21 protein-coding genes are annotated in these 22830 nt (G+C 60.5%); 7 read left to right on the top strand and 14 right to left on the bottom strand.

Annotation, left to right across the window (positions count from 1 at the left end):
- Positions 1 to 52 precede the first annotated feature (52 nt).
- The 10 genes from PQR54_RS25135 to PQR54_RS25180 form a co-directional block, all read right to left on the bottom strand.
- Complete coding sequence (locus PQR54_RS25135) at positions 53 to 1582, bottom strand: class I adenylate-forming enzyme family protein (protein ID WP_408250411.1); 1530 nt, start codon at positions 1580 to 1582, stop codon at positions 53 to 55.
- Positions 1583 to 1856: 274 nt separating this feature from the next.
- Positions 1857 to 2702 carry a fumarylacetoacetate hydrolase family protein gene (locus PQR54_RS25140; protein ID WP_408250413.1) on the bottom strand — a complete coding sequence of 282 codons (846 nt, stop codon included), beginning with the start codon at positions 2700 to 2702 and terminating at the stop codon, positions 1857 to 1859.
- Between the two features lie 60 nt (positions 2703 to 2762).
- Entirely contained in the window at positions 2763 to 4292 is a 1530-nt protein-coding gene (locus PQR54_RS25145) for a class I adenylate-forming enzyme family protein (RefSeq protein ID WP_408250415.1), read from the bottom strand.
- Positions 4293 to 4844: 552 nt separating this feature from the next.
- Complete coding sequence (locus PQR54_RS25150; protein ID WP_408250538.1) at positions 4845 to 5789, bottom strand: electron transfer flavoprotein subunit alpha/FixB family protein; 945 nt, start codon at positions 5787 to 5789, stop codon at positions 4845 to 4847.
- Positions 5790 to 5820: 31 nt separating this feature from the next.
- Positions 5821 to 6570, bottom strand: a complete 750-nt coding sequence (locus PQR54_RS25155) for an electron transfer flavoprotein subunit beta/FixA family protein (protein WP_408250417.1) — start codon at positions 6568 to 6570, stop codon at positions 5821 to 5823.
- A 23-nt stretch (positions 6571 to 6593) separates the two neighbouring features.
- On the bottom strand, positions 6594 to 7994 hold the full coding sequence (locus PQR54_RS25160) for an MFS transporter (protein ID WP_408250419.1): 1401 nt from the start codon (positions 7992 to 7994) through the stop codon (positions 6594 to 6596).
- 137 nt (positions 7995 to 8131) lie between these two features.
- On the bottom strand, positions 8132 to 8686 hold the full coding sequence (locus PQR54_RS25165) for a hotdog family protein (protein WP_408250421.1): 555 nt from the start codon (positions 8684 to 8686) through the stop codon (positions 8132 to 8134).
- Positions 8687 to 8691: 5 nt separating this feature from the next.
- Complete coding sequence (locus tag PQR54_RS25170) at positions 8692 to 9255, bottom strand: FAS1-like dehydratase domain-containing protein (RefSeq protein WP_408250423.1); 564 nt, start codon at positions 9253 to 9255, stop codon at positions 8692 to 8694.
- Between the two features lie 100 nt (positions 9256 to 9355).
- Complete coding sequence (locus tag PQR54_RS25175; RefSeq protein WP_091810450.1) at positions 9356 to 10708, bottom strand: MmgE/PrpD family protein; 1353 nt, start codon at positions 10706 to 10708, stop codon at positions 9356 to 9358.
- Between the two features lie 3 nt (positions 10709 to 10711).
- Positions 10712 to 11674: a hydroxymethylglutaryl-CoA lyase gene (locus PQR54_RS25180; protein WP_091810453.1), complete on the bottom strand. Its 963-nt coding sequence runs from the start codon at positions 11672 to 11674 to the stop codon at positions 10712 to 10714.
- A gap of 413 nt (positions 11675 to 12087) precedes the next feature.
- Between PQR54_RS25180 and PQR54_RS25185 the strand changes: the two genes are divergently transcribed.
- The gene (locus PQR54_RS25185; protein WP_408250425.1) at positions 12088 to 12438 is read left to right on the top strand and encodes an acyl-CoA dehydrogenase family protein; all 351 of its coding nucleotides are present in this window, start codon (positions 12088 to 12090) and stop codon (positions 12436 to 12438) included.
- Positions 12439 to 12770: 332 nt separating this feature from the next.
- Here the strand turns inward: PQR54_RS25185 and PQR54_RS25190 are convergent, their stop codons facing one another.
- From PQR54_RS25190 to PQR54_RS25205, 4 genes are all read right to left on the bottom strand, one after another.
- Positions 12771 to 12929: a hypothetical protein gene (locus PQR54_RS25190; protein ID WP_408250427.1), complete on the bottom strand. Its 159-nt coding sequence runs from the start codon at positions 12927 to 12929 to the stop codon at positions 12771 to 12773.
- A gap of 222 nt (positions 12930 to 13151) precedes the next feature.
- Positions 13152 to 13460, bottom strand: coding sequence for a DUF1330 domain-containing protein (locus PQR54_RS25195; RefSeq protein ID WP_408250429.1), 309 nt, complete (start codon positions 13458 to 13460; stop codon positions 13152 to 13154).
- 172 nt (positions 13461 to 13632) lie between these two features.
- The gene (locus tag PQR54_RS25200) at positions 13633 to 14511 is read right to left on the bottom strand and encodes an MBL fold metallo-hydrolase (protein WP_091810460.1); all 879 of its coding nucleotides are present in this window, start codon (positions 14509 to 14511) and stop codon (positions 13633 to 13635) included.
- Positions 14451 to 15599 (bottom strand): fumarylacetoacetate hydrolase family protein, encoded by a 1149-nt coding sequence (locus PQR54_RS25205; protein ID WP_408250431.1) that lies wholly within the window; start codon positions 15597 to 15599, stop codon positions 14451 to 14453. The genes PQR54_RS25200 and PQR54_RS25205 overlap by 61 nt, the downstream gene beginning before the upstream one ends.
- A 264-nt stretch (positions 15600 to 15863) precedes the next feature.
- Here PQR54_RS25205 and PQR54_RS25210 point away from each other — a divergent pair, with 264 nt between their 5' ends.
- From PQR54_RS25210 to PQR54_RS25235, 6 genes are all read left to right on the top strand, one after another.
- Entirely contained in the window at positions 15864 to 17114 is a 1251-nt protein-coding gene (locus PQR54_RS25210; protein WP_091810129.1) for an acyl-CoA dehydrogenase family protein, read from the top strand.
- Positions 17111 to 18400, top strand: coding sequence for an acyl-CoA dehydrogenase family protein (locus PQR54_RS25215; RefSeq protein ID WP_408250433.1), 1290 nt, complete (start codon positions 17111 to 17113; stop codon positions 18398 to 18400). Before PQR54_RS25210 ends, PQR54_RS25215 begins: the two co-directional genes overlap by 4 nt.
- Before the next feature lie 96 nt (positions 18401 to 18496).
- Positions 18497 to 19717 carry a CaiB/BaiF CoA transferase family protein gene (locus PQR54_RS25220; RefSeq protein WP_408250435.1) on the top strand — a complete coding sequence of 407 codons (1221 nt, stop codon included), beginning with the start codon at positions 18497 to 18499 and terminating at the stop codon, positions 19715 to 19717.
- 94 nt (positions 19718 to 19811) lie between these two features.
- Positions 19812 to 20777: a fumarylacetoacetate hydrolase family protein gene (locus PQR54_RS25225; protein WP_408250437.1), complete on the top strand. Its 966-nt coding sequence runs from the start codon at positions 19812 to 19814 to the stop codon at positions 20775 to 20777.
- A gap of 247 nt (positions 20778 to 21024) precedes the next feature.
- Positions 21025 to 21810, top strand: coding sequence for an IclR family transcriptional regulator (locus tag PQR54_RS25230; RefSeq protein WP_408250439.1), 786 nt, complete (start codon positions 21025 to 21027; stop codon positions 21808 to 21810).
- 650 nt (positions 21811 to 22460) lie between these two features.
- Positions 22461 to 22598 (top strand): hypothetical protein, encoded by a 138-nt coding sequence (locus tag PQR54_RS25235; protein WP_408250540.1) that lies wholly within the window; start codon positions 22461 to 22463, stop codon positions 22596 to 22598.
- The last annotated feature ends 232 nt before the right edge of the window (positions 22599 to 22830 follow it).

Below are 22830 nucleotides of genomic sequence, written 5' to 3' on the forward strand. Positions count from 1 at the left end.
AGAAAGTCTGCGCTTCGCGCACGAATATCAGATCTACTTGGCGCTGCACGCGTTACAAATCGAGCTTGTGCAGGTCTCGCCTGAGAACTTTTCCGGTACTTGTCTTCGGCAGATCAACGACAATCTGGTACAGACGCGGCACCTTGTAAGCCGCTAGCCGCTCACGACAATGACGATCCAGCTCATCGACAGTTAGCGCGACTCCTGCTCTCGGCACCACATAGGCTTTGGCCAGCTCGCCTTTGGTTTCGTCGGCGACCCGGCCTACCGCGACCATCGCGACGCCCGGATGCTCGGCAAGCACCCGCTCGAGTTCCGCCGGATAGATATTGAATCCGCCGGTGATGATCAGGTCTTTCGAGCGGTCGACGATGAACACGAAGCCATCCTCATCCATCCAGCCCAGGTCGCCCGAGCGCAGCCATCCACCCGCGAGCAGGGTCTCGGCCGTCGCGTCCGGATTGCCGACATAGCCCTGCATGGTGATGGGACCGCGAAGCTGCAATTCCCCCACCTCTCCGACAGGCAATTGCGTTTCGCCATCTTCGTTACTGACAATACGAATCTGTTGGTGTGGCAACGCCACACCAATCGAACCATGCTTCCGGGGACCATAAAGCGTATGAGTGGCGCCCAGACCACCAAGCTCCGTCATGCCCCACAGTTCTAGCAGCGGGCAGCCAAACATCTCCTCGACCGCGCGCATCTTCGCTTCCGGCATGGTTTGGCCGCCGACGGTCGCGCGCGTGAGCGTCGAGATATTGAAATTGCCCAGGTGAGGTGAATTCAGCAGATACATGTACATCGTCGGCACACCTTCGAGCAGGGTCGCCCGATGCGCTTCGATGCTTTGCAGCACCCTCTCGGCATCGAAACTCCGGTGAAGGACCAGGGTGCCCCCATAGGCGATCATCGTATGCATCACGATGTTGCCGTACACATGCGTGCACGGCAGCGCGCTGACGACGACGTCCGCTGCGGTGCGCACGTGCATGACGGCAGTCATGGCGGTATTCATCACGATCGCACGGTGTGTGAGTAACGCGCCCTTTGGGCGGCCCGTCGTGCCCGATGTATAGCCGATACTGCAAGGGTCGTCGAGGCCGATTGTCTCATCGGGGAAACAGTCTGTTTCAGATGGGGAAGCCGCCAGCAGGTCATCGAACGCGAATGCGCCATCTGGTAACCCAGCACCGAATGCAATGCGCCATTCCAGCGGCGTCTTATGCAGAACGCCTGCCATCGCAGCGATTTTCTCCGACGAGCCTATCACCGCGCGCGCCTTGCAATCGTTCATCGCGTAAGCGGCTTCGTCGGGCGTAAGCATTGAATTCAGTGGATTGACGACGGCTCCCAGCTTCATCACCGCGTAATAGGCAATGATCCATTCCGGGCAGTTATGTGAATAGAGCGATACGCAGTCCCCGCGGATAATCCCCAGGCCTTTGAGACCTGCCGCAAGCGCTGATGAACGCTGATCCAGTTCCGCGAACGACCAGCGCTGGTCCTCGAAAATCACCGCAATCTTCTCGGGATGTTGCCGGGCCTGCTGGGCGATAAATTCGCCAACTGAGTTGTGCATGGAAGCTCCTGGTGCGGCATCTGTGACAGACAATTGACCTTCACTCTAATCACAGGTTTGAGATCCATTTGTCGCTTCAATGACAATCAAGGGAACTCCCGACGTCGGACTTTCCCTGGTAGGGAGAAAGGGAATATCTATGCTCACGCCCCATAAGGAGCGCGGCAATATGGGTATCGTTGCTCTTTTCTCTCTCCATCGGGAAACCGCAGCGGCACCGGTTGCGCAGTCTGCGGATCGTGCGCCGGTGCCGCCCGGTGGACAATCGAACGCGCTAGCCCGACGCGGGTTCCCGCACGATCGGATTACGCAGCGGCACGAAGCCTTCCACCGTGACTTCGCAGACATCCCCCGGCTTCATCAGCAGCTTCGGCTCGCGCGCCCAGCCGACGCCGGACGGCGTGCCCGTCACGATGATGTCGCCAGCTTCGAGCGTGATCGCCTCGCTGATGGTCGATATCAGCGTTTCGATATCGAACACCATGGTGTCGGTGGAGGCGGACTGCACGATCTCGCCATTCAGGCGCGTTTCGAGTAGCAAGCCGCGCGCGCCGTGCGGGACTTCATCCGGCGTGACGAGTTCAGGACCAAACGCGCCCGTGCCGTCGAAGTTTTTGCCGATGGTCCATTGTGGTGTCTTGAACTGATAGTCGCGCACGGAGCCATCATTGAAGAGTGCGTAGCCCGCCACATGCGAGAGCGCGTCGGCCTTCGCGATGTACCGGCCGCCGCTCTTCAGCACCACCGCCAGTTCACCTTCGAAATCGAGCGCATTCGATACAAGCGGATGAACGATCGGTTCGTTGTGCGCGACGAGGCTGGTGTTTACGCGCATGAACAGCGTCGGATAGTCTGGCTGTTCGAAGTTGCTTTCTTTCGTATGGGCGTTGTAGTTCAGGCCGACGCAGATCACCTTGCCAGAGCGCGTAAGCGGCGGCAAAAACTTCAAGTCGTCCATAGACCGCTCGCCGCTAACTTCCGCACCGGCTGCGTAGGATACGAGATCGACGTTCCTCGCCAGCAGGTCGTCGAGCGATGCTGGACCGAGTACCTTGACCTTGCCGTCTTTCGCCAAACCCAGCGTGCGCTGGCCGCCTTCTTCAAACTGCACGAATCGCATGTCATCCTCCTCAAGTGTTGCGTTGAATGTTGCCTGGTTTTGGGTGTTGCGCTGCACGCGTTACAAATCGAGCTTGTGCAGGTCTCGCCTGAGAACTTTTCCGGTACTTGTCTTTGGCAGATCATCGACAATCTGGTACAGACGCGGCACCTTGTAAGCCGCTAGCCGCTCACGACAATGACGATCCAGCTCATCGACAGTTAGCGCGACTCCTGCTCTCGGCACCACATAGGCTTTGGCCAGCTCGCCTTTGGTTTCGTCGGCGACCCGGCCTACCGCGACCATCGCGACGCCCGGATGCTCGGCAAGCACCCGCTCGAGTTCCGCCGGATAGATATTGAATCCGCCGGTGATGATCAGGTCTTTCGAGCGGTCGACGATGAACACGAAGCCATCCTCATCCATCCAGCCCAGGTCGCCCGAGCGCAGCCATCCACCTGCGAGCAACGTCTCGGCTGTAGCGTCCGGCTTGCCCACATATCCCTGCATGGTGACTGGACCACGAAGTTGCAATTCGCCTACCTCTCCGACAGGCAATTGCGTTTCGCCATCCTCGTTATTGACAATTCGAATCTGCAGATGTGGCAGCGCCACACCAATAGAGCCGTGTTTTCTGGGACCATAAAGCGTATGAGTGGCGCCCAGGCCACCCAGCTCGGTCATGCCCCACAGTTCGAGCAGCGGGCAGCCGAACATCTCCTCGACCGCGCGCATCTTCGCTTCCGGCATGGTTTGGCCGCCGACGGTCGCGCGCGTGAGCGTCGAGATATTGAATTTACCAAGGTGGGGTGAATCCAGCAGATACATGTACATCGTCGGCACGCCTTCGAGCAGGGTCGCCCGATGCTCCTCGATGCTTCGCAGCACTTTTTCGGCGTCGAAACTGCGGTGCATAACCAACGTTCCGCCGTAAGCAATCATGGTGTGCATGACGATGTTGCCGTACACATGCGTGCAAGGCAGTGCGCTGACGACGATGTCCGCCGCCGTGCGTACGTGCATGACGGCAGTCATGGCGGTATTCATCACGATTGCTCGATGGGTGAGCAACGCACCCTTTGGGTAGCCCGTCGTGCCCGATGTATAGCCGATGCTGCAAGGGTCGTCGAGGCCGATTGTCTTATCAGGGAAACGGTCTGTTTCAGATGGGGAAGCCGCCAGCAGGTCATCGAACGCGAGTGCGCCATCTGGTAACGCAGGACCGAATGCAATGCGCCATTCCAGCGGCGCCTTATGCAGAACGCATGCCATCGCAGCAATTTTCTCCGACGAGCCTATCACCGCGCGTGCCTTGCAATCGTTCATCGCATAAGCGGCTTCCTCGGAGGTAAGCATCGAATTCAGTGGATTGACGATAGCTCCAAGGTTCACTACCGCGTAGTACGCAATGATCCATTCCGGGCAGTTATGTGAATAGAGCGATACGCAGTCTCCCCGGACAATGCCCAGCCTTTTGAGACTCGCCGCAAGCGCCGAGGAACGCTGATGCAGGTCCGCGAACGACCAGCGCTGATCCTCGAAAATAACCGCAACCTTGTCGGGATTTCGCCGGGCCTGCTGTGAGATAAATTCGCCAACTGAGTTGTGCATGGAAGCTCCTGGTGCGGCATCTGTGACAAATATGTACTGCAAGGCCGACTGTCGAATGGGGGCCACCGCTTATGCGCCGGCGGATGTGGAACGTCTTGCCGCGCCCGCTCCTTCCCTTTTGCCCCGGACCGGCGTGCTGACAGAGGTCGGCCAAAACGGCACCTGATCAACCGGAGGCAAAAATCTTCAGTGATGTCGTATGGGCGGCCTTCCTTCAACTCGACATTGGCGGGCGCCGAAATTGGTGCGCAATCATGCTGGGTGGACCGCGACGCTTCGTTGTGGGGGTGCGTTTTTCACTGTTACTCACATGCCGCCCGTGCGGCCCGTATGGCTTTGTCGAAGGATTGTTCGGTCGCCACATGCTTGTGGTCAACGCTGACGAGCCAGCGTGTTCCAGTGAAACACCACCGTATCCTCCTTTCCTCGAGGAGTTCCGAAAACCATCGCCAGTTGGAAGCATCTTCTGCATTCGCAGCGTCGGCTGCCTGACGTCTGGCTCGCTGCATCTCGTACGCCATTGTCATCCCCGACGTTTCGACCATTCGCCACTCAACCCGCGTGGTTCAAGTCGGCGACCAACTCCGGGACCACGGCGAACAGGTCACCCACCAGACCATAATCGGCGACGCTGAAAATCGGCGCTTCCGCATCCTTATTGATCGCAACGATCACCTTCGAGTCCTTCATGCCGGCCAGATGCTGGATCGCGCCCGAGATGCCGACAGCGATGTACAGTTGCGGCGCGACGATCTTGCCGGTCTGGCCGACCTGATAGTCGTTCGGCACGAACCCCGCATCGACGGCTGCGCGCGAGGCGCCCAGCGCCGCGTTCAGCCTGTCGGCCAGCGGTTCCAGAACCTTCGTGTAGTTCTCGCCGTTGCCCAGACCGCGGCCACCCGAGACGATGATCTTCGCCGAGGTCAGTTCCGGACGGTCCAGCTTCGTCACTTCACGGCTCACGAATTGCGAGAGACCCGTGTCGGCTGCGGCTTCGATCTTCTCGACCGTTGCGCTGCCGCCTTCTGCTGCGACCGGGTCGAAACCCGTCGTGCGGACCGTGATGACCTTGATCGGATCCTGAGACTGAACCGTTGCAATAGCATTGCCTGCGTAGATCGGACGCTCGAACGTGTCAGCGCTGTCTACAGCCGTGATGTCGCTGATCTGCGCGACATCGAGCTTCGCGGCGATGCGCGGCGCGATGTTCTTGCCGTAAGCAGTCGCCGGCGTGAGGATGTGCGAATAGTCCTTCGCGATGTTCAGCACCGTCGCTTCGATGTTTTCTGCGATGCCCGCTTCGAGTTGCGGCGCGTCGGCCAGCAACACCTTGCTCACGCCTGCGATCTTCGCTGCAGCATCAGCCGCGGCTTGCGCGTTGTGACCTGCCACCAGCACGTGAATATCACCACCGATCTTTTGCGCGGCTGCAATCGTGTTCAGCGTCGCGGCCTTGATCGATGCGTTATCGTGTTCTGCTATTACAAGATTCACCAGATTCGTCATTTCGTCCGTCTCCGCGTTTTACTTAAAGCACCTTGGCTTCGGCCTTAAGCTTCTCGACCAGCGTTTTCACGTCCGGCACCTTCACACCGGCTGAGCGCTTCGGCGGCTCGACAACCTTCAGCGTCTTCAGGCGTGGTGTCACATCAACGCCGAGGTCTTCCGGCCTGATGACTTCCAACGGCTTCTTCTTCGCCTTCATGATGTTCGGCAGCGTCACATAGCGCGGCTCGTTCAGGCGCAGGTCGGTCGTGATCACACCCGGCAGGCTCAGCGACAGCGTTTCCGCACCGCCGTCGACTTCGCGCGACACCGTAGCCTTGCCGTCAGCGACGACAACCTTCGACGCGAACGTTGCTTGCGGCAGATTCGCCAGCGCAGCCAGCATCTGGCCGGTCTGGTTCGAATCGTCGTCGATGGCCTGCTTGCCCAGAATGACCAACCCAGGCTGTTCCTTGTCGACCAACGCCTTCAGGATCTTCGCGACTGCAAGTGGCTCCAGGCTGTCTTTCGACTCGACGAGAATTGCGCGGTCCGCGCCGATCGCGAGCGCCGTGCGCAGCGTTTCCTGCGCTTGTGCCACGCCGACCGACACGGCGATCACTTCGGTTGCCACGCCTGCTTCGCGCAGACGAACGGCTTCCTCAACCGCGATTTCGTCGAATGGATTCATCGACATCTTCACGTTGGCGAGCTCGACACCCGATTGATCGGATTTCACGCTGACCTTCACGTTTGCGTCGACCACTCTCTTGACTGGCACCAGGATCTTCACATCCACTCCTTATCTCATCACGCTTACAGGGAACCACGGGTCTTGACGGCCTTCATGTCCAACATGGCTTTCGACGCGGCGCCTGTCTGCGCTTCGCCGATGCTTTCCAGCGAGAGCCCGGTCGACTTCGGACCAAAAACTGCCACGATCGCCCCCCCGATCAGAAAGCAGGTCACGATATACATGAACACGCTGTAGTAGCCGAACGCACCGTAGAGGCCACTTACAATGAACGGACCAATGATGTTGGCCATGCGCCCGACGCCGTAGATTAGACCGGTGGCTCCGGAGCGGATGTCGGTCGGAAAGCTCTCGGACTCAAAGGTCCAGAAGGCGACGGTAATGGCTTGCAGCCCGATCATCACGGCCGCCCCGAAGGCGACGATCAGGACAGGATTCGTGGTCCATCCGTACATCGACACCAGCACCGCAATAAACAGCGCGGCCCCCGCGATCATGTATTTGCGTTCTACCTTTTCGATCATTGTCATTGCGATCAGGGCGCCGAGCGGATTGCAGATCGCCATCAGGCTTGAGTAGCTGAGGGATTTCACCACGGAGAAACCGTGCTCGACCAGCAGGGACGGCACCCACGCAATGAAACCGTAAAAGCCCAGCGTACTAAAGATCGAGGTCAGCATGAAGACGATCAGTCTTGGGCGATACTCGCTGCCGAAGATCTGTGCGTGAGATACCTTCGGCGGGACGTAGAGCTGCTGATCCGCACGAAATGGCGGCAGCTCCCCATGACGTGCGATGGCGGCTGTCTCTAATCGCGCCACGATGCGTTGCGCGTGCTCGGTCTCGCCCCGGCGCTCAAGCCATCGTGGTGATTCGTTTAACTTCACGATTGCTGCTGGCACGACCAGTATGCCCAGTGCGCCCCAGATGAAGATGTAACGCCAGCCCTCCGGGCCGGTAGTCACAAGTCCACGGGCAACCCATGCGGTGATCGGGATACCCACAAGCGAGAATGCGATGATCAGGGAGAGTATTCGCCCACGCGTCTGAGCCGGAAAAAACTCGATGGTATAAGTGCTCGCGACGACAGTCATTGCGGACAAGCCCAGCCCGGTGATCAGTCGGAACGCGGCAAGCGACCAGATATCCCAGGCAAACCCGTTGAGGAAGGAAGCGCCGGTGTAGACGAGTACCGACAGGACAAACACCGTCTTGCGCCCAAACCGGTCGCCAAGCACCCCGCCCACCAGCGCGCCCACAAACATGCCCCCAAAGCTCGCCGAGGTGATAAGCGCGATAGCGTGCAGATGAATGCCCCAGTTCTTGATAAGCTGGGGAGCGGCGTAGGCGAAGGTGCTGAGATCAGATAGCTCGAAGAAATAGGCGAACATGAAAATGCCGATCACCCACTTGTGGGACCCGACAATCGGCAGACGGTCCAATCTCTGGTTTATGTCGTTCACGCGCTCCTCCATCTCATTGTAGATATGTGCCTTGCTCAAGGCATCGGACAATCGCCGGCGTGACTGACATCGATGCATCACGGTGCGCGCGCCGGTTACTGCATTCGCGCGACCAGATTCGGAATCGCCCGGTCCGACTAACCGGTTGCCTGAGTCTCTTCGACTGTCCTTGCAGCGGTGATCTCTTCATTCGAAGGCGCCACGAAGGGATAGGGGACGGCTGGACCGCCGCGGTATGGCAGCGCGATGGTCGCCGAGCCTGGCGTAGATTCCTGGCCGTCCTGGTTGCGGATGCCAAGTTTCACTTCCACCAGCCCGTAACGCTCCAGCTTTAACAGGCCAGTTACTTCGCCCCAGACGACTAACGTGCTGCCCACCACGTCCATGGCGCGAAACTGGAAGTTCACCTTCCACGGCCAGCCGTGGTGGGTCGCCCACTCCTTGACAATCTGCACGAGGAAGTTCTGTTTGAGCGAGCCGTTCACGAGCAGATCGGGCAGCCTGTCGTGCTCCTGAGTGAAGGTTCTGTCATAGTGGATCTTGTGCCAGTTCTCGATGGCGGAGGACCAGCGCATCAGGTGGGTAGTTGTAAGCGGGCCTTTCGTTAATTCCGGAAGACGCTCGGCAATTCGGACGTCGTCGAAATAGCGCGGCTCGATGCGTGTCTCGGCGAGAAAAGCGGACGAGTTCATATATGTCATCTCCGGATCGTGGTCAGCTTGACACGCGCCACGAGGTTGCTTTGTTCGTCGAGGTAGTCCGTAGTCGTCACGACGAAAACCATCAATCCCTTCGAGGTTCGCCGCTCGAAGATGTCGGCGTAGCGACTCGTCGAATACAGCGTCTCTCCGTGTCGCATGTAGCGATACAGTTCGATTTCCGATCCGCCATTGAGCAACGCCAGTGAGTCGAGCGGCAGCGGCGGGAGCGAAGTGGGCCTGGCGTCGGCATCGGACGTTCGCGCCAGCGCAATCTCGTTTCGCGTGCCGTCGTAGTCGGGATCCGAGGCATGCTGCGATACGACATCGGGGACGCCAAACGGCAAACGGTGCTGGGTCAACGGAAACAGGGGCGGCGCAACAGGACCGCCGTATCGCGGTTGCGCGTCCGCGTCCATGAAGACAGGATCGGCATCCATGATGGCCTGCGCGAAACGTCGTACCGCGCCCCGTTCCACCGGATCAAACGCAGGCACCGGTTGCGTCTCCATGCCGATATACGAACGGACTTCGGCCGTGAGATAGGTTTCTGGTTCACTCATTGGCTTTCACCTTGCGTCGGCTCGGGCCCGCCATGCGCCGCCCGGCTGTTAGTCGATATGCGCGCACTCCTGCTCGCGCGATTGCTGTGACTCGCGAGCTTCATGAGCGCACGCTCGTGAGTTGTCGCGCCGAGATGGTTTCGAGGGACATCAATCTGTCGAAGAGCAACGCCGCATCGGTCTTCGCACCCACCGAATCGAGACACAGTTCGAACTTTTCGTAGAGGTCGTCGTTGGAGAACGGCAAGTCGGCATGGCCTCGCGCCCGGCGAACCTGTGAACCCTCCAATACCCTGCCGTTTTTCAGCTGCACGCGGACCTGGTCGTAGGGCGCACCGTCGGGGTTGCTGCTGTCGTACTCGCTGCCCGTCTCGATCCGCACACGCCGCATGAGCGACTGGACGTCGGCGCGGTTGACGAAGTCGTCGGTCAGTTCACCGAGCCCTACGCGCCCCGCTGTCAGCGTGGCGGCCATCGCAAACTCCATGCTGAACTTGGCCTCAAGTCCGGTCTTTGGCCGATGATTGCGCAGGATCGTCGCGTAGCGATCGCTGATGACAGCGGTAATGCTTTCGACATCCTGCGCTGTGCATCCGCTCTCTCTGACGAGCGCGAGAAGACCGTCGATGCACCGATGCGTGCAGTAGCAAAGCGGATACTGCTTGATGTTCAGGCCTTCGCGCACGATGTGCCAGCGCGTGCCCGTATCAGGCGCCGCCTCGCGGTCCGTGTTGCCGTGCTGAGAGACTGCGCACAACAGGCCCTGCGGATGCTCGAGCGCGTCGGTTGATGCAGTGAACCCCGCCTCGGCAAGCCGGGCCGCGACGACGCCTGCATGAGCCGAGCGCCCCGCGTGAAACGGTTTGGTCATGGTGCCGAAATTGGCAAGAAGCCCGGCGCTTTGCGACGCGCCGAGCGCGAGCGCGACGCTCGTGCTTTCGGCGCTCAGCCGTCGCAACGAGGAACACGCCGCTGCCGCCGCTACTGCGCCCCAGATGCCGGTAGGATGCCAGCCCTTCGAATGCACCGAGTCTTTTTCGCGAAGCGCCAGTTCGGCCCATGTCTCGTAGCCGGCCACATACGCTGTCAGCATGCTGGCGCCGCTCGCGTCCAGGTGTTCGGCCTCGGCGAGGATAGCGGGCACGAGCACTGTGCTGGGGTGGCCACGCACCGCCATATCGTCGAAATCTAGCGCATGCGCGGCGGTCCCGTTGATCCATGCCGCCTCAGGTGCGCTCACCTGCGACTGCGTAAAACCCAGCGTCGCCGCGCCCCGTCCGGGTGCCAGTACGCGCTGCAGGATACGCGGCGCGTCGGATTCGCGACCGGCGATCATGACGCCAATGCAGTCGACAAAGCCCGCCCGCGCGGTCTGCGTGGCCTTTTCCGGTATCGCCGCGAAGTCAAGGGCGGCCACGAATGCGCCGATTTTCTTCGTAAGTGACTGGGTCATGGCTCAGGCCGCCCGTAGACGATCGCGCAACACTTTCAGGCTGCCGCCAGTCTTTACAGTTCCCGGCAATGGGTGCCCGACGATATCTTCCGCAAGCCGTCCGACTTCAAGCAGTTTGTCCAGATCGATGCCCGTCTCAATGCCCATTTCATTCAGCATAAAGACCAGATCTTCGGTACACACATTGCCTGCCCCGCCGGCATGCGCCGCGAAAGGACAACCGCCCAGGCCTGCGACAGTGCTGTCGAAAGAGTCCACGCCCATCTGCAGTCCAGCGAAAGCGTTGGCGATGCCCATACCGCGTGTATCGTGCAGATGCAGCGAAAGCCGCAGATCAGGGAATCGCTCGCGGACCGCTCCGACCACCCTGTAGATGCTCTGTGGCGTCGCCCAGGCCATCGTGTCGGCAAGCGATACCACCTTGATTTCGACGCCAGTCTGCTTACCGAGATCAATGATCTGGGCCACCATCTCGACGATAGTTCCAACCGGAATGTCGCCCTGGAAGTTGCACCCGAATGCCGCCATGATGCTGCCGCGTTCAACCGGAATGTTGTGCTGCTTGAAGACAGTGATCATGTGGCGCTGCTCGTCGAGATTTTCCGTGAGCGTGCGTTGCTGATTGCGCTGCAGAAATTTCTCCGACGCAGTTAGCGATATCAACCCCTTCATGAACAGCTTTTCGGTCGCGATCGCTCGCATCAAGCCCTTTTCGTTAAGCCACAGCCCTGTGTAGCGGATGCCCGGCTTTGCATGAAAGCGCTTGACCACTTCCTCGGCGTCGGCCCAGCCCGGCACGCGGGCAGGATTCACGAAGGACACCGTCTGGATCTCGCTAAGTCCTGTCTCTGACAAGGCGTCGATCAATTCGACCTTCCGATCGGTGGGGATCGTGCCCTTCTCGATCTGGAAACCTTCGCGAGGGCCTTCCTCGTTGATCTGAACTCTTTTAGGCAAATCGGGCATTGTCTTTCCTTTATCCGTGAATGCGGCCATCCGGGCTGGCCCGGTCAAAGCTTAGTAGAACCACCTATCGTCGCTGACGCGGCTGGAGATTGCGGCGTGGTTTGTTTGAACCGGCCCATCCCGGCCTACGATTCTTACTATTCGCTGTGCGAATCGTCATTTCGCACTTTCAGAATAGCAGCCTGTTTGCAAAGAGGTCAAGGGATCGCGGGAAAGCACCAGGTAGCGCGCCATTTTCGTCAGCACGAACAGGGTTTGCACTATGGTGGAATCGTTTGACGACGACAGATGAAGCTCGTAGCATCTCCGCTAAAGAATTGATAATTCGCACCGCGAATATTGCCATCTTCCGGCGCCGAGCCAAGCAACCGTCGGATTTCGCTTAGCCACGAGCGGGAAACGACGCAAACTCAATGTTTCCGTGTTCATTGCGCGACCTCGCGCCGGATGTACTGATCGAAGACAAGATTGAAGTGGCTTGCGAGCTCGACGTGCTGCGCCCGGCGAGAAAGACCGGACCGCTGACGAGGGAGCTCTATTGGCAGATCGGCGAGTGTGGCTGGCTCGGCAGCGCCTATCCGAAGGAGTATGGCGGCCAGCTCTCGAAGTTCATTGCGGAGGAGGAATTCATACGCGCCGGCGTCAGCATCGATTTGGGGGTTAGCGGCGCCCCGCCATTCTTGCGGCGAGGACAGACGAGCAGAGGCAATGCTTCGTCCCCAGACTGGTCAACCGCGACGTCTGGTTATGCCCGGATTTTCTGAGCCTCATGCGGGGACGGGTGTCACCAGCCTGCATGGCCGGGCCATACCGACCGCGGAGGGCTACGTCATCAACGGGCAAGATTTACGCCAAACGCGCATTGGCCCACGCACATCTATTTGAGGGCGCGACCTGACCCGCCGTGCCGAAGCACGAGGGCATCGCCATCTGCCTGATCTGAGCAGAGACATCGGTTAGCGGGCGGGGTCAGGCGAGCTTGCGATTTCAAGCCGCATCGGTGGCCGGTTTTCGGTCTTCATTTTCCGCCTGCAGCGGCGAACGCACCCGTTTCTTCGATCACGGCTGCGACGCATCGCGCCAGACACGCCGAGGATCAGGCGAGCAGCGGCATCTGCCCGGTCGCCCTGGTGGCGATGCCACCCCGGAAGAAGGGTGGTGCCGCAATGCGTTCATGGATCGGTTCACATAGGGATGGGCTGCCGAAGACGTCGATGCTGTCGATGGCTGGCTCGCTTTTGGGGGCGATCGCCATGTTGGGGGACGCGGCCCCAGCACTGTCAAATGCAAGGGACTTGCCTGGTGCTCTCTTTGGTTGCTATCAGGGCCAGGTGGCCAACGGTAGGCATAGGCCGGCCGCGGCCGATTCGCGCCCCGACGCCGGACGGGAGGCTCCCCGTCCCATCCCAAAACTGTTACCGAAAGGCCATCCGTCAGCAGGGCTCACGCTAGACGGAGGCCGCGCGCTCGCCCCTCCCTAGTTGAGGTATTCCGTGCCCAAGGCCTCGACGAAGGCGACCTGCGACTGTGTCGTTTCCTTCCGCAGCCTCAGCAGCGGCGCGTACTCTTTGCTTTCATAGAACCGCCGCGCCGCATCCATGGAGGCAAACTCGAGCATGATCATACGCTGGAGGGCGAGCTCGCCCTCCAGGGGATGCACCGCACCGGCACGAACCACATATTGCCCGTTGTACTGTGCAATGACCGCCGGCACCTTTTCGCGGTATTCGGCGAACCGCCCCGGGTCGGTGACGATAACGTTCGCAACCAGATAGCACTTCATCATCTACCTCACTTGCATGGATTGAAAATCGGATCGCAGGGACCGACGCAAAGGCAGGCTCGGCCGCGAACTTTGGTTCAGGTCTGCCGTCAACCGCCGGCCTACCCAGCTCGCTGCGACCTCGCGTCGACATGGCTGCACGTCCTGCAACCGTCGCAGACCACATGAGACCGGATCAGAGCGTGTGGGCCCAGGGCTCCGGGAGGAGGCGGTACGAACCGTCTGTGCGGGACAGTCGGGCGAAGCCTGGGAAATGCAGATGCGCCCCGGCCACCACCAGGTTGTCACGCAGCAAGATGTCGAAAATGGCCTGGCGTGAAAATGCCGCCCGGGCCTGATCGACGTCGTACCGCACAGTAATGTCCGGCCGCGGCACCTGCAATTCCGGCACGTGCACTGTGTCGCCCCAGAACAGCATGTCCTCTCCAGCCGAAGAGATGCGATAGGCGACATGGCCCGGGGTATGGCCATGACTGGGCAAGCCGACGATGCCCGGTAGCACCTCGCCCGCAGTGAACGTGCGGATGCGGTCACGATAGGGTGCCAGGCAAAAGCGCGCGGCGGCAAAATAGCGCGAGCGCGCACGCTCGTCTGCCAGGGCCATGACGGCGTCGTCGAGCCAATAGGCGATTTCTGCTTCATGGACGATCACCTCGGCGTTCGCGAAAACCGCTTCGCCGTCGGCGGTCGTCAGACCGTTGGAGTGGTCGGGATGGATATGAGTGAGCAGGACAGCATGCACACTATCCAACGCAATACCGGCTTTGGCGAGGTTGTCGCATAGCCTGCCGCAGGTTGTTCCCAACGTGCTGCCACATCCGGCATCCACTAGCACAGTCCGATCTTCTGAGCGGATGGCAAATACGTTAATAGAAGCCCGAATGGTTGGATAACCTTGCCCAGCGACCATCATCTGGACAGTCTCGGCCTCGCTGATCCCCTGCACAATATCGACAGGGGGGTACAGGTAGCCGTCACAGACGGCAGTCACTGTCAGGTCGCCAACCCGGCGATGGTAGACACCCGGGATTTGCTCGGACGGAAGACGGAACATTGCATATTCCTCACGCTGTAAGTGATGGGTGGAAAGCATTGGCCAGGGAGACTGTCGCCCCTTGCCAGTTCGAATGGCATCTGGGGAAATGCGGTTGCGCCTGCTTTTCCAGCCAGTTGCCTTAGGAGGGCGGAGTCAGGCATCGCGTTATCGAGCCCGATGCGCTCGCGGGCCATAGCGTGCGACGGACGCCAGGTCGTTTGCTGGCTGGGCGCGGCGCACCAACGCGGACTTAACATTGCACAATCGCGTGACCCGTCCTGCCCGTTTCGCCGGATGGTTCGCTTGTGCGCAGGCAACATTCGGCGTTTCACCCGCGTCGGCGGTCTATGCGCCGGTCCGACGCCTGCGGGAGTGCGGGCGACAATGATGTCACCCGGCTTCAGCGCGACCGCTTCGCTGAGCATCGACGCAGGAATAGCGATGCCGACGACCCGGCCATGGGTCGCGGCGCTCCGCTCCACGTTGCGGTTTGGCGGGATCTGCGGCCGCAATCCTCGCCGGCCACGCGGTATCTCTTCAGCAGCGACAGGAAAGGCCCCGAGGGCGCCGGTGTGGTCGGCGTCCTTGCCGACCGTCCACTGTTGAGGCTCGGGTTGGCAGTCTCGAATCGATGGGTCGCTAAAAAGGGAATAAGCGATGACTTGCTCGCGCGGCCGCACCTTTCCGATTTCGCGATCGCCGCATCCGATGAATGCTGAGAACTCACCTTCGAATTCCAAACGCTGGGGGACGCGAGCCCGAACGACGGCCGCACCCTCTCCGACGAAACTCAAGCCGGTGTGGCTGAAAGCGGCGGAATAACCAGGCACGGCGAACGCCCTTTCGGGGCAGCGTTCTGCGTAAGCAAGACCAATGCAGAAAATCCCGGGCGGCGCCCGCAACGGCACGACCGGGTCGAAGTCAATTTCCTCGCCCTCCTGCAGGCCGCGGCCGGCTGCTAACCCACGTTCATTGTCTCCGGAGCATAGGTGACCCAGATAGCTGGCATACCTAACGTTCCTGATGGCGCATACACGGAAGGAAGATTCGGCTCTGGCGGCCGCAGAACTCCCGATCCCATTCTCCCGGTATGCCGCAAAACACATGCACTCTCCTCAGGGGCTGATTCAAACCTATTATTCGCTGTGCGAATTTGCATTTCGTTGACCTAGAATATCAACCAGTTAGCCGACAGGTCAATGGATCAGGGGAAAACACCAGGTTTCTGGCCCAACATGAAAAACCGTCGAGGGTTTGTACTACGACGGAATCGTTTGACGACCGCAAACGAAGGCCGTAGCATCGTAAATGTGAATTGTTAATTTGCATAGCGAATTACGCCGAGATTTTGACCAGGAGACGCACAGACAATGGACTTCGCTTATACCCCCGAGCAGGAAGCGCTCCGACGCGACGTTCGCGCGTTCATCGAGCACAACGTGACGCCCGCCGTACTCGCCGACGACAACATCAAGGTGGCCGCCGAGGATGGCGAGATGCGCCCGACCGGCAGGACCGGGCCGTTGATGAAAGAGCTCTACAGAAGGATCGGCGAACGTGGCTGGCTCGGCATCGCCTACCCCAAGGAATATGGCGGCCAGGGCGGCGACCAGCTCTCGCAGTTCATCGTTGAAGAGGAATTCATGCGTGCCGGCGTCAGCATCGATCTGGGAGGGAGCGGCGCCCCGGCCATTCTTGCGGCCGGGACAGAGGAACAGAAGCAGTACTTCATCCCCAGACTGATCAACCGCGAAGTCTCGTTCTGCCTCGGATTCTCTGAGCCTCATGCGGGTGCGGATCTCGCCAACCTGCGCTGCCGGGCCGTACCGACCGCGGATGGCTACGTCATCAACGGCCAAAAGATTTACACCACAGCAGCGCACTGGGCGACCCACATCTACCTGATGGCGCGAACTGACCCATCCGCACCGAAGCACGACGGCATCTCCATCTTCCTCATCCCCATGGATACGCCCGGTATTACGGTGCGCCCGCTATGGACCATACAGAATTCACCGGGCGCACCGCACGGCACAACCTACGGCGAAGCCCGCACCAACGAAACCTTTTTCGACGATCTGCACGTGCCGAAGACAGCGTTGCTCGGCGAAGAGAACAAGGGCTGGGGTATCGGCGCCGCAGCGCTGAACCTCGACCGGGTGGGCGCATGGCGGTACCTGATGTCGATCCGGCGCGACGAGGACATCGTCAACTGGCTCAAGGAGAACCGGCACGGACCCGAAGCACTTGCCAACAACGCAGCGATTCGCGACAAGGTGGCCGAGTTGTGGACCGAGGCGCAGGTCTGCCGGCTCATGACAATGCGCAGCATGTCGATCGTCCAGCGCGGCGGCAAGTTTACCTACGAAGGTTCAGCCGAGAAGGTGTGGGCGCCCGAGCATGGCGTCAAGACGACGGAAGCCATCACCCAGATGCTTGGGCCCTATGCCCAGCTGCTCAGTACTTCCCCGCATGCGATTGAGGAAGGGGTCTTCGCACATAACGTGATGGGCGCTTTCCAGTCGGGAGTGAATCACGGCAGCGTGCAGATCATGCGTGACCAGATCGCCCGGCGTGGCCTGAACCTGCCTTCGTCACGAAAATCTCGCAAACCTCAGTGAAGAACCATTGGCTCGCCGGCTATTGGCATGCACCGCGTGAGCAATCAACGGAGATCGATGTGCAAGTCCTACTAGATGATGAACAAGAGATGATCCGCGACGCGGCCCGCGCTTTCCTCCAAGGAGAATGCTCGACCAAGCTCGTGAGAGAAATGGAGCGCGATCCCAAGGGCTATCCGCCGGCGCTCTGGCACAAGGCCGCCGAGCTCGGCTGGCAGGGCTTGTGCCTGCCCGAAACCTATGGCGGCTCGGCCATGCCTTTGGTCTATCTCGGGCTCGTGCTTCAGGAAATCGGCCGTGCCGTGGCGCCGTTGCCGCTGCTGAGCACGGTAGTCGCGGCACTGACCATCGCGCGCGACGGATCAGACTCGCAGCGCGACGCGATACTGCCCGCCGTAGCTCGCGGCGAGAAGCTTTTGACGTGGGCTGTCGTGGAAAACGGAGCGTACTGCTCCCCCACTGCCGTGCATACCACGGCGCGTCGCGAGGGCGATGACTTCGTGATCAACGGCAGCAAGCTCTTTGTGGACAACTTCGTAAGCGCCGATGCATGTCTCGTTGTGTGCCGCACTTCCGGCGACGCATCGCGCGGCGCAGAAGGTCTTTCCCTCTTTCTGGTCGACACTGCCAGCGCGGGCATTACGCACCGTGCGCTCGTTACGACCGCGAAGGACCAGCAAAGCGAAGTCGTGTTCAAGAATGTGCGTGTTCCTGCCGGCCAATGTATCGGAGCACTAGACCAGGGCTGGCCAGTCGTCGAACGGATGCTCGATGTCGCAACGGCGCTGCTGTGCGCCCAGATGCTCGGCGCGGCCCGCAAGGACGCCGAAATGGCCATCGAATACGCAAAGATGCGCGAGGCCTTCGGCCAGCCGATCGGCGCGTTTCAGTCTGTGCAACACATGTGCGCGGACATGATCATCTGGATCGACGGGGGCGAACTGTTAACGTACGAAGCCCTGTGGAAGATGGGTCAGGGCCTGCCACATACCGTCGAGGTATCGCAAGCGAAGGCCTTCTGCAATGAGAAATGCGAGGCCGTCGTCCGTAACGCTCAGGTGATTCACGGCGGCATCGGCTTCATGATGGAATTCGATCTGCACCTCTGGTTCCGACGCGTGTCGGCGTGGACCATGCGTCTTGGAACGACGCATGAGCATCGCGCCAGAATCGCCCACGCGCTGCTCGACCTCCCTGGCCACGTGGTGCTCGGACGGCCGGTACCCGCCCTTACGGACGAGCACCCGTGCGACGCGCACCGGCAGCCTGCCGAGTTCGCGCACTGAGCAGTCACAGCAGAAACCATGCGATGACGGCTCTCCGGCGCCCCTATCGCAGCAACACTGCAGGAGACACATAACATGGCTGGTCCATTGGACGGAATGAAGGTGGTAGAGATCGGCGTCGCTATGGCGGGGCCGTTCTGCTCCATGACACTCGGTGACTACGGCGCGCAGGTTATCAAGGTGGAACGCATCGGAGTGGGAGACGACAGCCGATATTGGGGCGAGGGCTTCCACGGCGTTCTCGCCGGCTACTACGCATGTACCAACCGCAACAAACGCGGCATTGCGGTTGACCTGAAAAATCCCGAGGGAGCGGCTCTTGTGCGACGCCTCGTGGACCAGGCCGACGTGCTGGTCGACAATTACCGGGTCGGCGCGCTGGCGCGCGCCGGCCTCGACTACGAGCAACTTCGCGAAACAAATCCCCGGCTCATCTACTGCTCCATCAGCGGCTTCGGCGCGACCGGTCCGCTGAGCAAGCGGCCCGCCAATGATCTTTTCATGCAGGCGTATACGGGCGGCATGAGCTTGACCGGCGAGCCTGACGGTGGGCCGGTCAAGATGGGGCCATCGGTATGCGACGTCACAGCGGGCATGATGGCCACGATCGGTGTCCTGCTCGCGGTGGAGGCGCGTCACCGCACCGGGCGCGGCCAGCGTGTCGACACGTCGCTGCTTGAAGGGCAAATCTCGATGCTAGGCCAGCATCTCACGCGTTTATTCGCTACCGGCGAGCCGCCGACGCGGACCGGCAGCGCGGGACTCGGCGGCAACCCTACCTATCGGGCGTTCGAGGCATGCGACGGCTGGCTGGTCATTGCATGCTTCAACGACCGCATGTTCAGGGATCTGTGCACGGTGCTCGACCAACAATCCTGGGTCACCGACGAGCGCTTTCAGAGCAACAGCAGCCGCACCGAGCACAGGGACTTCCTCGCCGCAGCGATCGCGCAGATCATCGCGAAGCAACCAACCGCGCATTGGCTTGGGCATTTCGAAGCCGCAGGCGTACCGTGCTCACCGATCAACACCCTGGACCGCCTCGTTCGGGAAGAACAGTTGCAGGCACGCGAATGTCTCGTCGATATCGACCTGCCAGGGCTTGGTTCCATGCGCATGGGCGGCTTACCGGTGAAATTAAGCGAAACACCCGGCAGCGTCGCTCTGCATCCGCCACGCCTCGGCCAGCACACTGAAGTCGTATTGCGAGAGATTGGACTATCCGCGATCGACATTGCCGACCTTGCCGAGCGCGGCGTGGTCGCGACAGACGCCGGCTGGTCAGGCCCGAATGTACCCGCTAACGCCTCCCATTGAATGTCTGTCCACGCTGGCAAGTGCGCACCGGAAGCGCAACTCACCACGCGGCGGGGCAGCAGGCCATTGATCACAACACAGACAGCGGCACGCCATGAAACTCATCTACTTCGACGACTTCCAGCTCGGCGTACTCAAGGGCGAGCGGGTCGTCAACATCACGTCCGTGCTGAGTGATATCCCACATCGCGATCGGCAGGATTTGATGACCGGGCTCATTGCAGGATTCGACGCCTACCGCCCGCGCATCGAATCGCAGCTGGCAACGGAACAAGGAACGCCGCTCGCCTCCGTGACGCTGCGCGCGCCGCTGCCGCGGCCGCGGCCGCGGCAGATCAGTTGCATGGCGGTGAACTACATGGAGAACGGAACGCTCGATGCGCGGCCGCCCATGAACGCGTTTCACAAGTCTCCGGGCGCAATCATCGGACCGGGCGAGACCATGCTCCTGCCCGATGTGCCCGCGAGCGTATTCGAGGGCGAGGCCGAACTCGGCGTCGTGATCGGTAGGCGCGCGTCCAACGTACCCGCGGCGCAAGCGCTGTCCTACGTCTTCGGCTACGTCAATTTCATAGACGGTTCGGCGCGCGGCCTACCGCCCGCCCACAACGTCTTCTTTCAGGCCAAGTCACGCGACACCTTTGCGCCTGTTGGGCCATACATTGTGACGGCAGACGAGATTGCCGACCCGCAGAAACTTCAAGTCCAGCTGTGGGTGAACGAAATGCTCAAGCAGGACTTCAACACGGATGATATGGCGCACGACATCGTGCGCTGCATCGAGTGGGTCAGCGCCATCCATGCCCTCGAACCCGGAGACATCGTCGCGACCGGCACAAACCATCGAGGCTTGAGCGCCCTCCACGACGGCGACCGGGTCGAACTCGAAATCGAGGGGCTGGGGCGTCTGCGAATTCACGTCCGGGACGATCTGAAGCGCACCTGGTCCAGAGACACGCGGCTCGAATGCAGCATGAAGTACGTCGCCGAGACGGGCCAGAAGGCGCCGCCTACCGGCGTCATCGCGAGGCAACTGAGTGGCAGGTATGCGCAGACCTGATCCGGCGCCCGAGAGAAGCACGTCGGTCGACGGTCGGGGGTCTTACTCATCAACACCGCGCAGTGTAATATCTCCACCCTGTGGTCCGGACGGCCTGACATCCCCGCTGGCTCCCGGGGCTATGGTGCAAATCCCGGCTCGCAGCCATTGACGCCGGAAATCCCGTACATGACGTACCCAGCAATTTGCGGCACTGCCAGATGTCAGAACTCTATTCCGATTTTTCAGATCCGCACGAGGTGAATGGTTGACAGACAATGACCGCCATTTTGTCACGGCGCTGGCGCGGGGCCTGGCAGTGTTACGCTGCTTCACTACCGCCAAGCGGGAACTGGGAACCTCGGAGATCGCCAGGCTTTTGAAGTTGCCGCAGCCTACCGTCTGGCGTCTTTGCAAAACGCTGCAGGACGAAGGGTATTTGCTAACCGGCCAGAACGGCGACAAACTGCAGTTGAGTCCATCGGTGCTGGGCTTGGGCTATAGTGCGCTCGCGGCAGCACCGCTGTCCGATATCGCCAGGCCCGCGATGCAGGAAATCGCCAATCGCTTTGGCGCCGCGTGCAGCATGGGTATGCGCCATGGGCTGCAAATCGTCCTGACACAACGCTGCCAGGGGCAATCGGAGCTTGTCCTCAATCTTCACGTCGGTTCGCAGCTTCCTCTGGCGAACACTGCGATGGGCGTGGCCCACATTGCTCGCATGCGTGAAGAGGATCGCACGATGCTGCTCGAGCAGATACGCGTAGCCGATCCGGACAACTGGCCAGCACGCGAAGCCGTGATTTCCGGAGCAGTCAGGCAGTTTGCGGAACAGGGGTTCATAGTCGACTCTGGCGACTTTCATCCTCGTATCAATGCGGCTGCCATCGCATTCGTCGCAAGCGACGGACAGATCTATTCGCTCAGTTGCGGCGCGCCATCGGAACAGATCAAAGTGGACACGCTGCGCAATGAGATTGGACCGGCTCTGGCAGTGCTTGCGAAAGCTCTCTCTCCACAGCGTGGAGAAGTGGCCTCCACCGCACCGGTGTAGACCGCAGTCAAACTGCTGCGACCCGGGAAAGCCCCCGTGGTGGCGGAAGCGTCTAGTCTGCGCTCATTTCCATAACTTCGCGACAGCGATCTGGTGTTCCTGCGACGAGGCCCCCATGAGCTTCGAGGTGTTTTCGTCAAATGAGCGTGCCGGTATCCTTCGCGGGTTCCCCCGGCTTGCGGGAGATCCGCGCAACGCGTCCACCACGTGCATCGACGTAGGCCAGCAGAACGACATGCATATTTCGAAGTGCTGCGGAACAACATGGGCCTCCAGTCGGCGCCGCAGACCAGGACCAGTTACCGGTCGGCTAACCTGAATGACAATGAGCGCGCGCCTTCTGCCCCGAACGTATGCGAGTTACCGGCGTTGCCCCACTGATTGGTTGGCGGTCTGTCACGCGTCGACGGTCATCTCCATCGGGTTCAAATAATGTGCCTGGGCATTGTTCCTGGCACGTCCGAACTGCACGGCCTGCTGCTCTCCAGCGAAGGCCTTATTGTCGGGACCGCTTGACATCCGTTGGACATATCCAGGCCAGGAGCCCGATAGTCTGAACAGGATCGAGAGAACCGGTGGCGCGCCACGCGCACCGCGCTATCGGCGCTGCGTGAGAAATGGTCCGACAGGCCGTTGGCCTCTCCGCCCAGATGCACGGCGTCGTCCTCCTTGACGCCAATGACCCGCTGCGTCCAGCAATCGCGTGGAACGACACGCGCAGCGTCAGCGAGTGGGATGGACTAACCGCGCGGGCGTCCAGGCTCCGCGTTTGCGTAGGCGGCGTTTAATTTGTCACTATTCCGAGGGTAAATCACCCGCGCACCATGAATGAACCGGTTCGTCGCTAATCCTTGTCCAGATAAGCTTCTCGAACCGCGCGAAATGAACTGGTGCGCTGCCTCGCCGGACGGTCAACTGTGTTCACCGTATCCGCCTCTCGGGGTTTTCCCCTCCAGAAATCACCTTGACAGCGTTCCTTCCGCATTCGATCATTTGCTCAAATAACGATCAAATGATCCG

The sequence above is a fragment of the Paraburkholderia phytofirmans genome (genome assembly GCF_046028095.1).
GTDB classification, from domain to species: Bacteria; Pseudomonadota; Gammaproteobacteria; order Burkholderiales; family Burkholderiaceae; genus Paraburkholderia; species Paraburkholderia phytofirmans_A.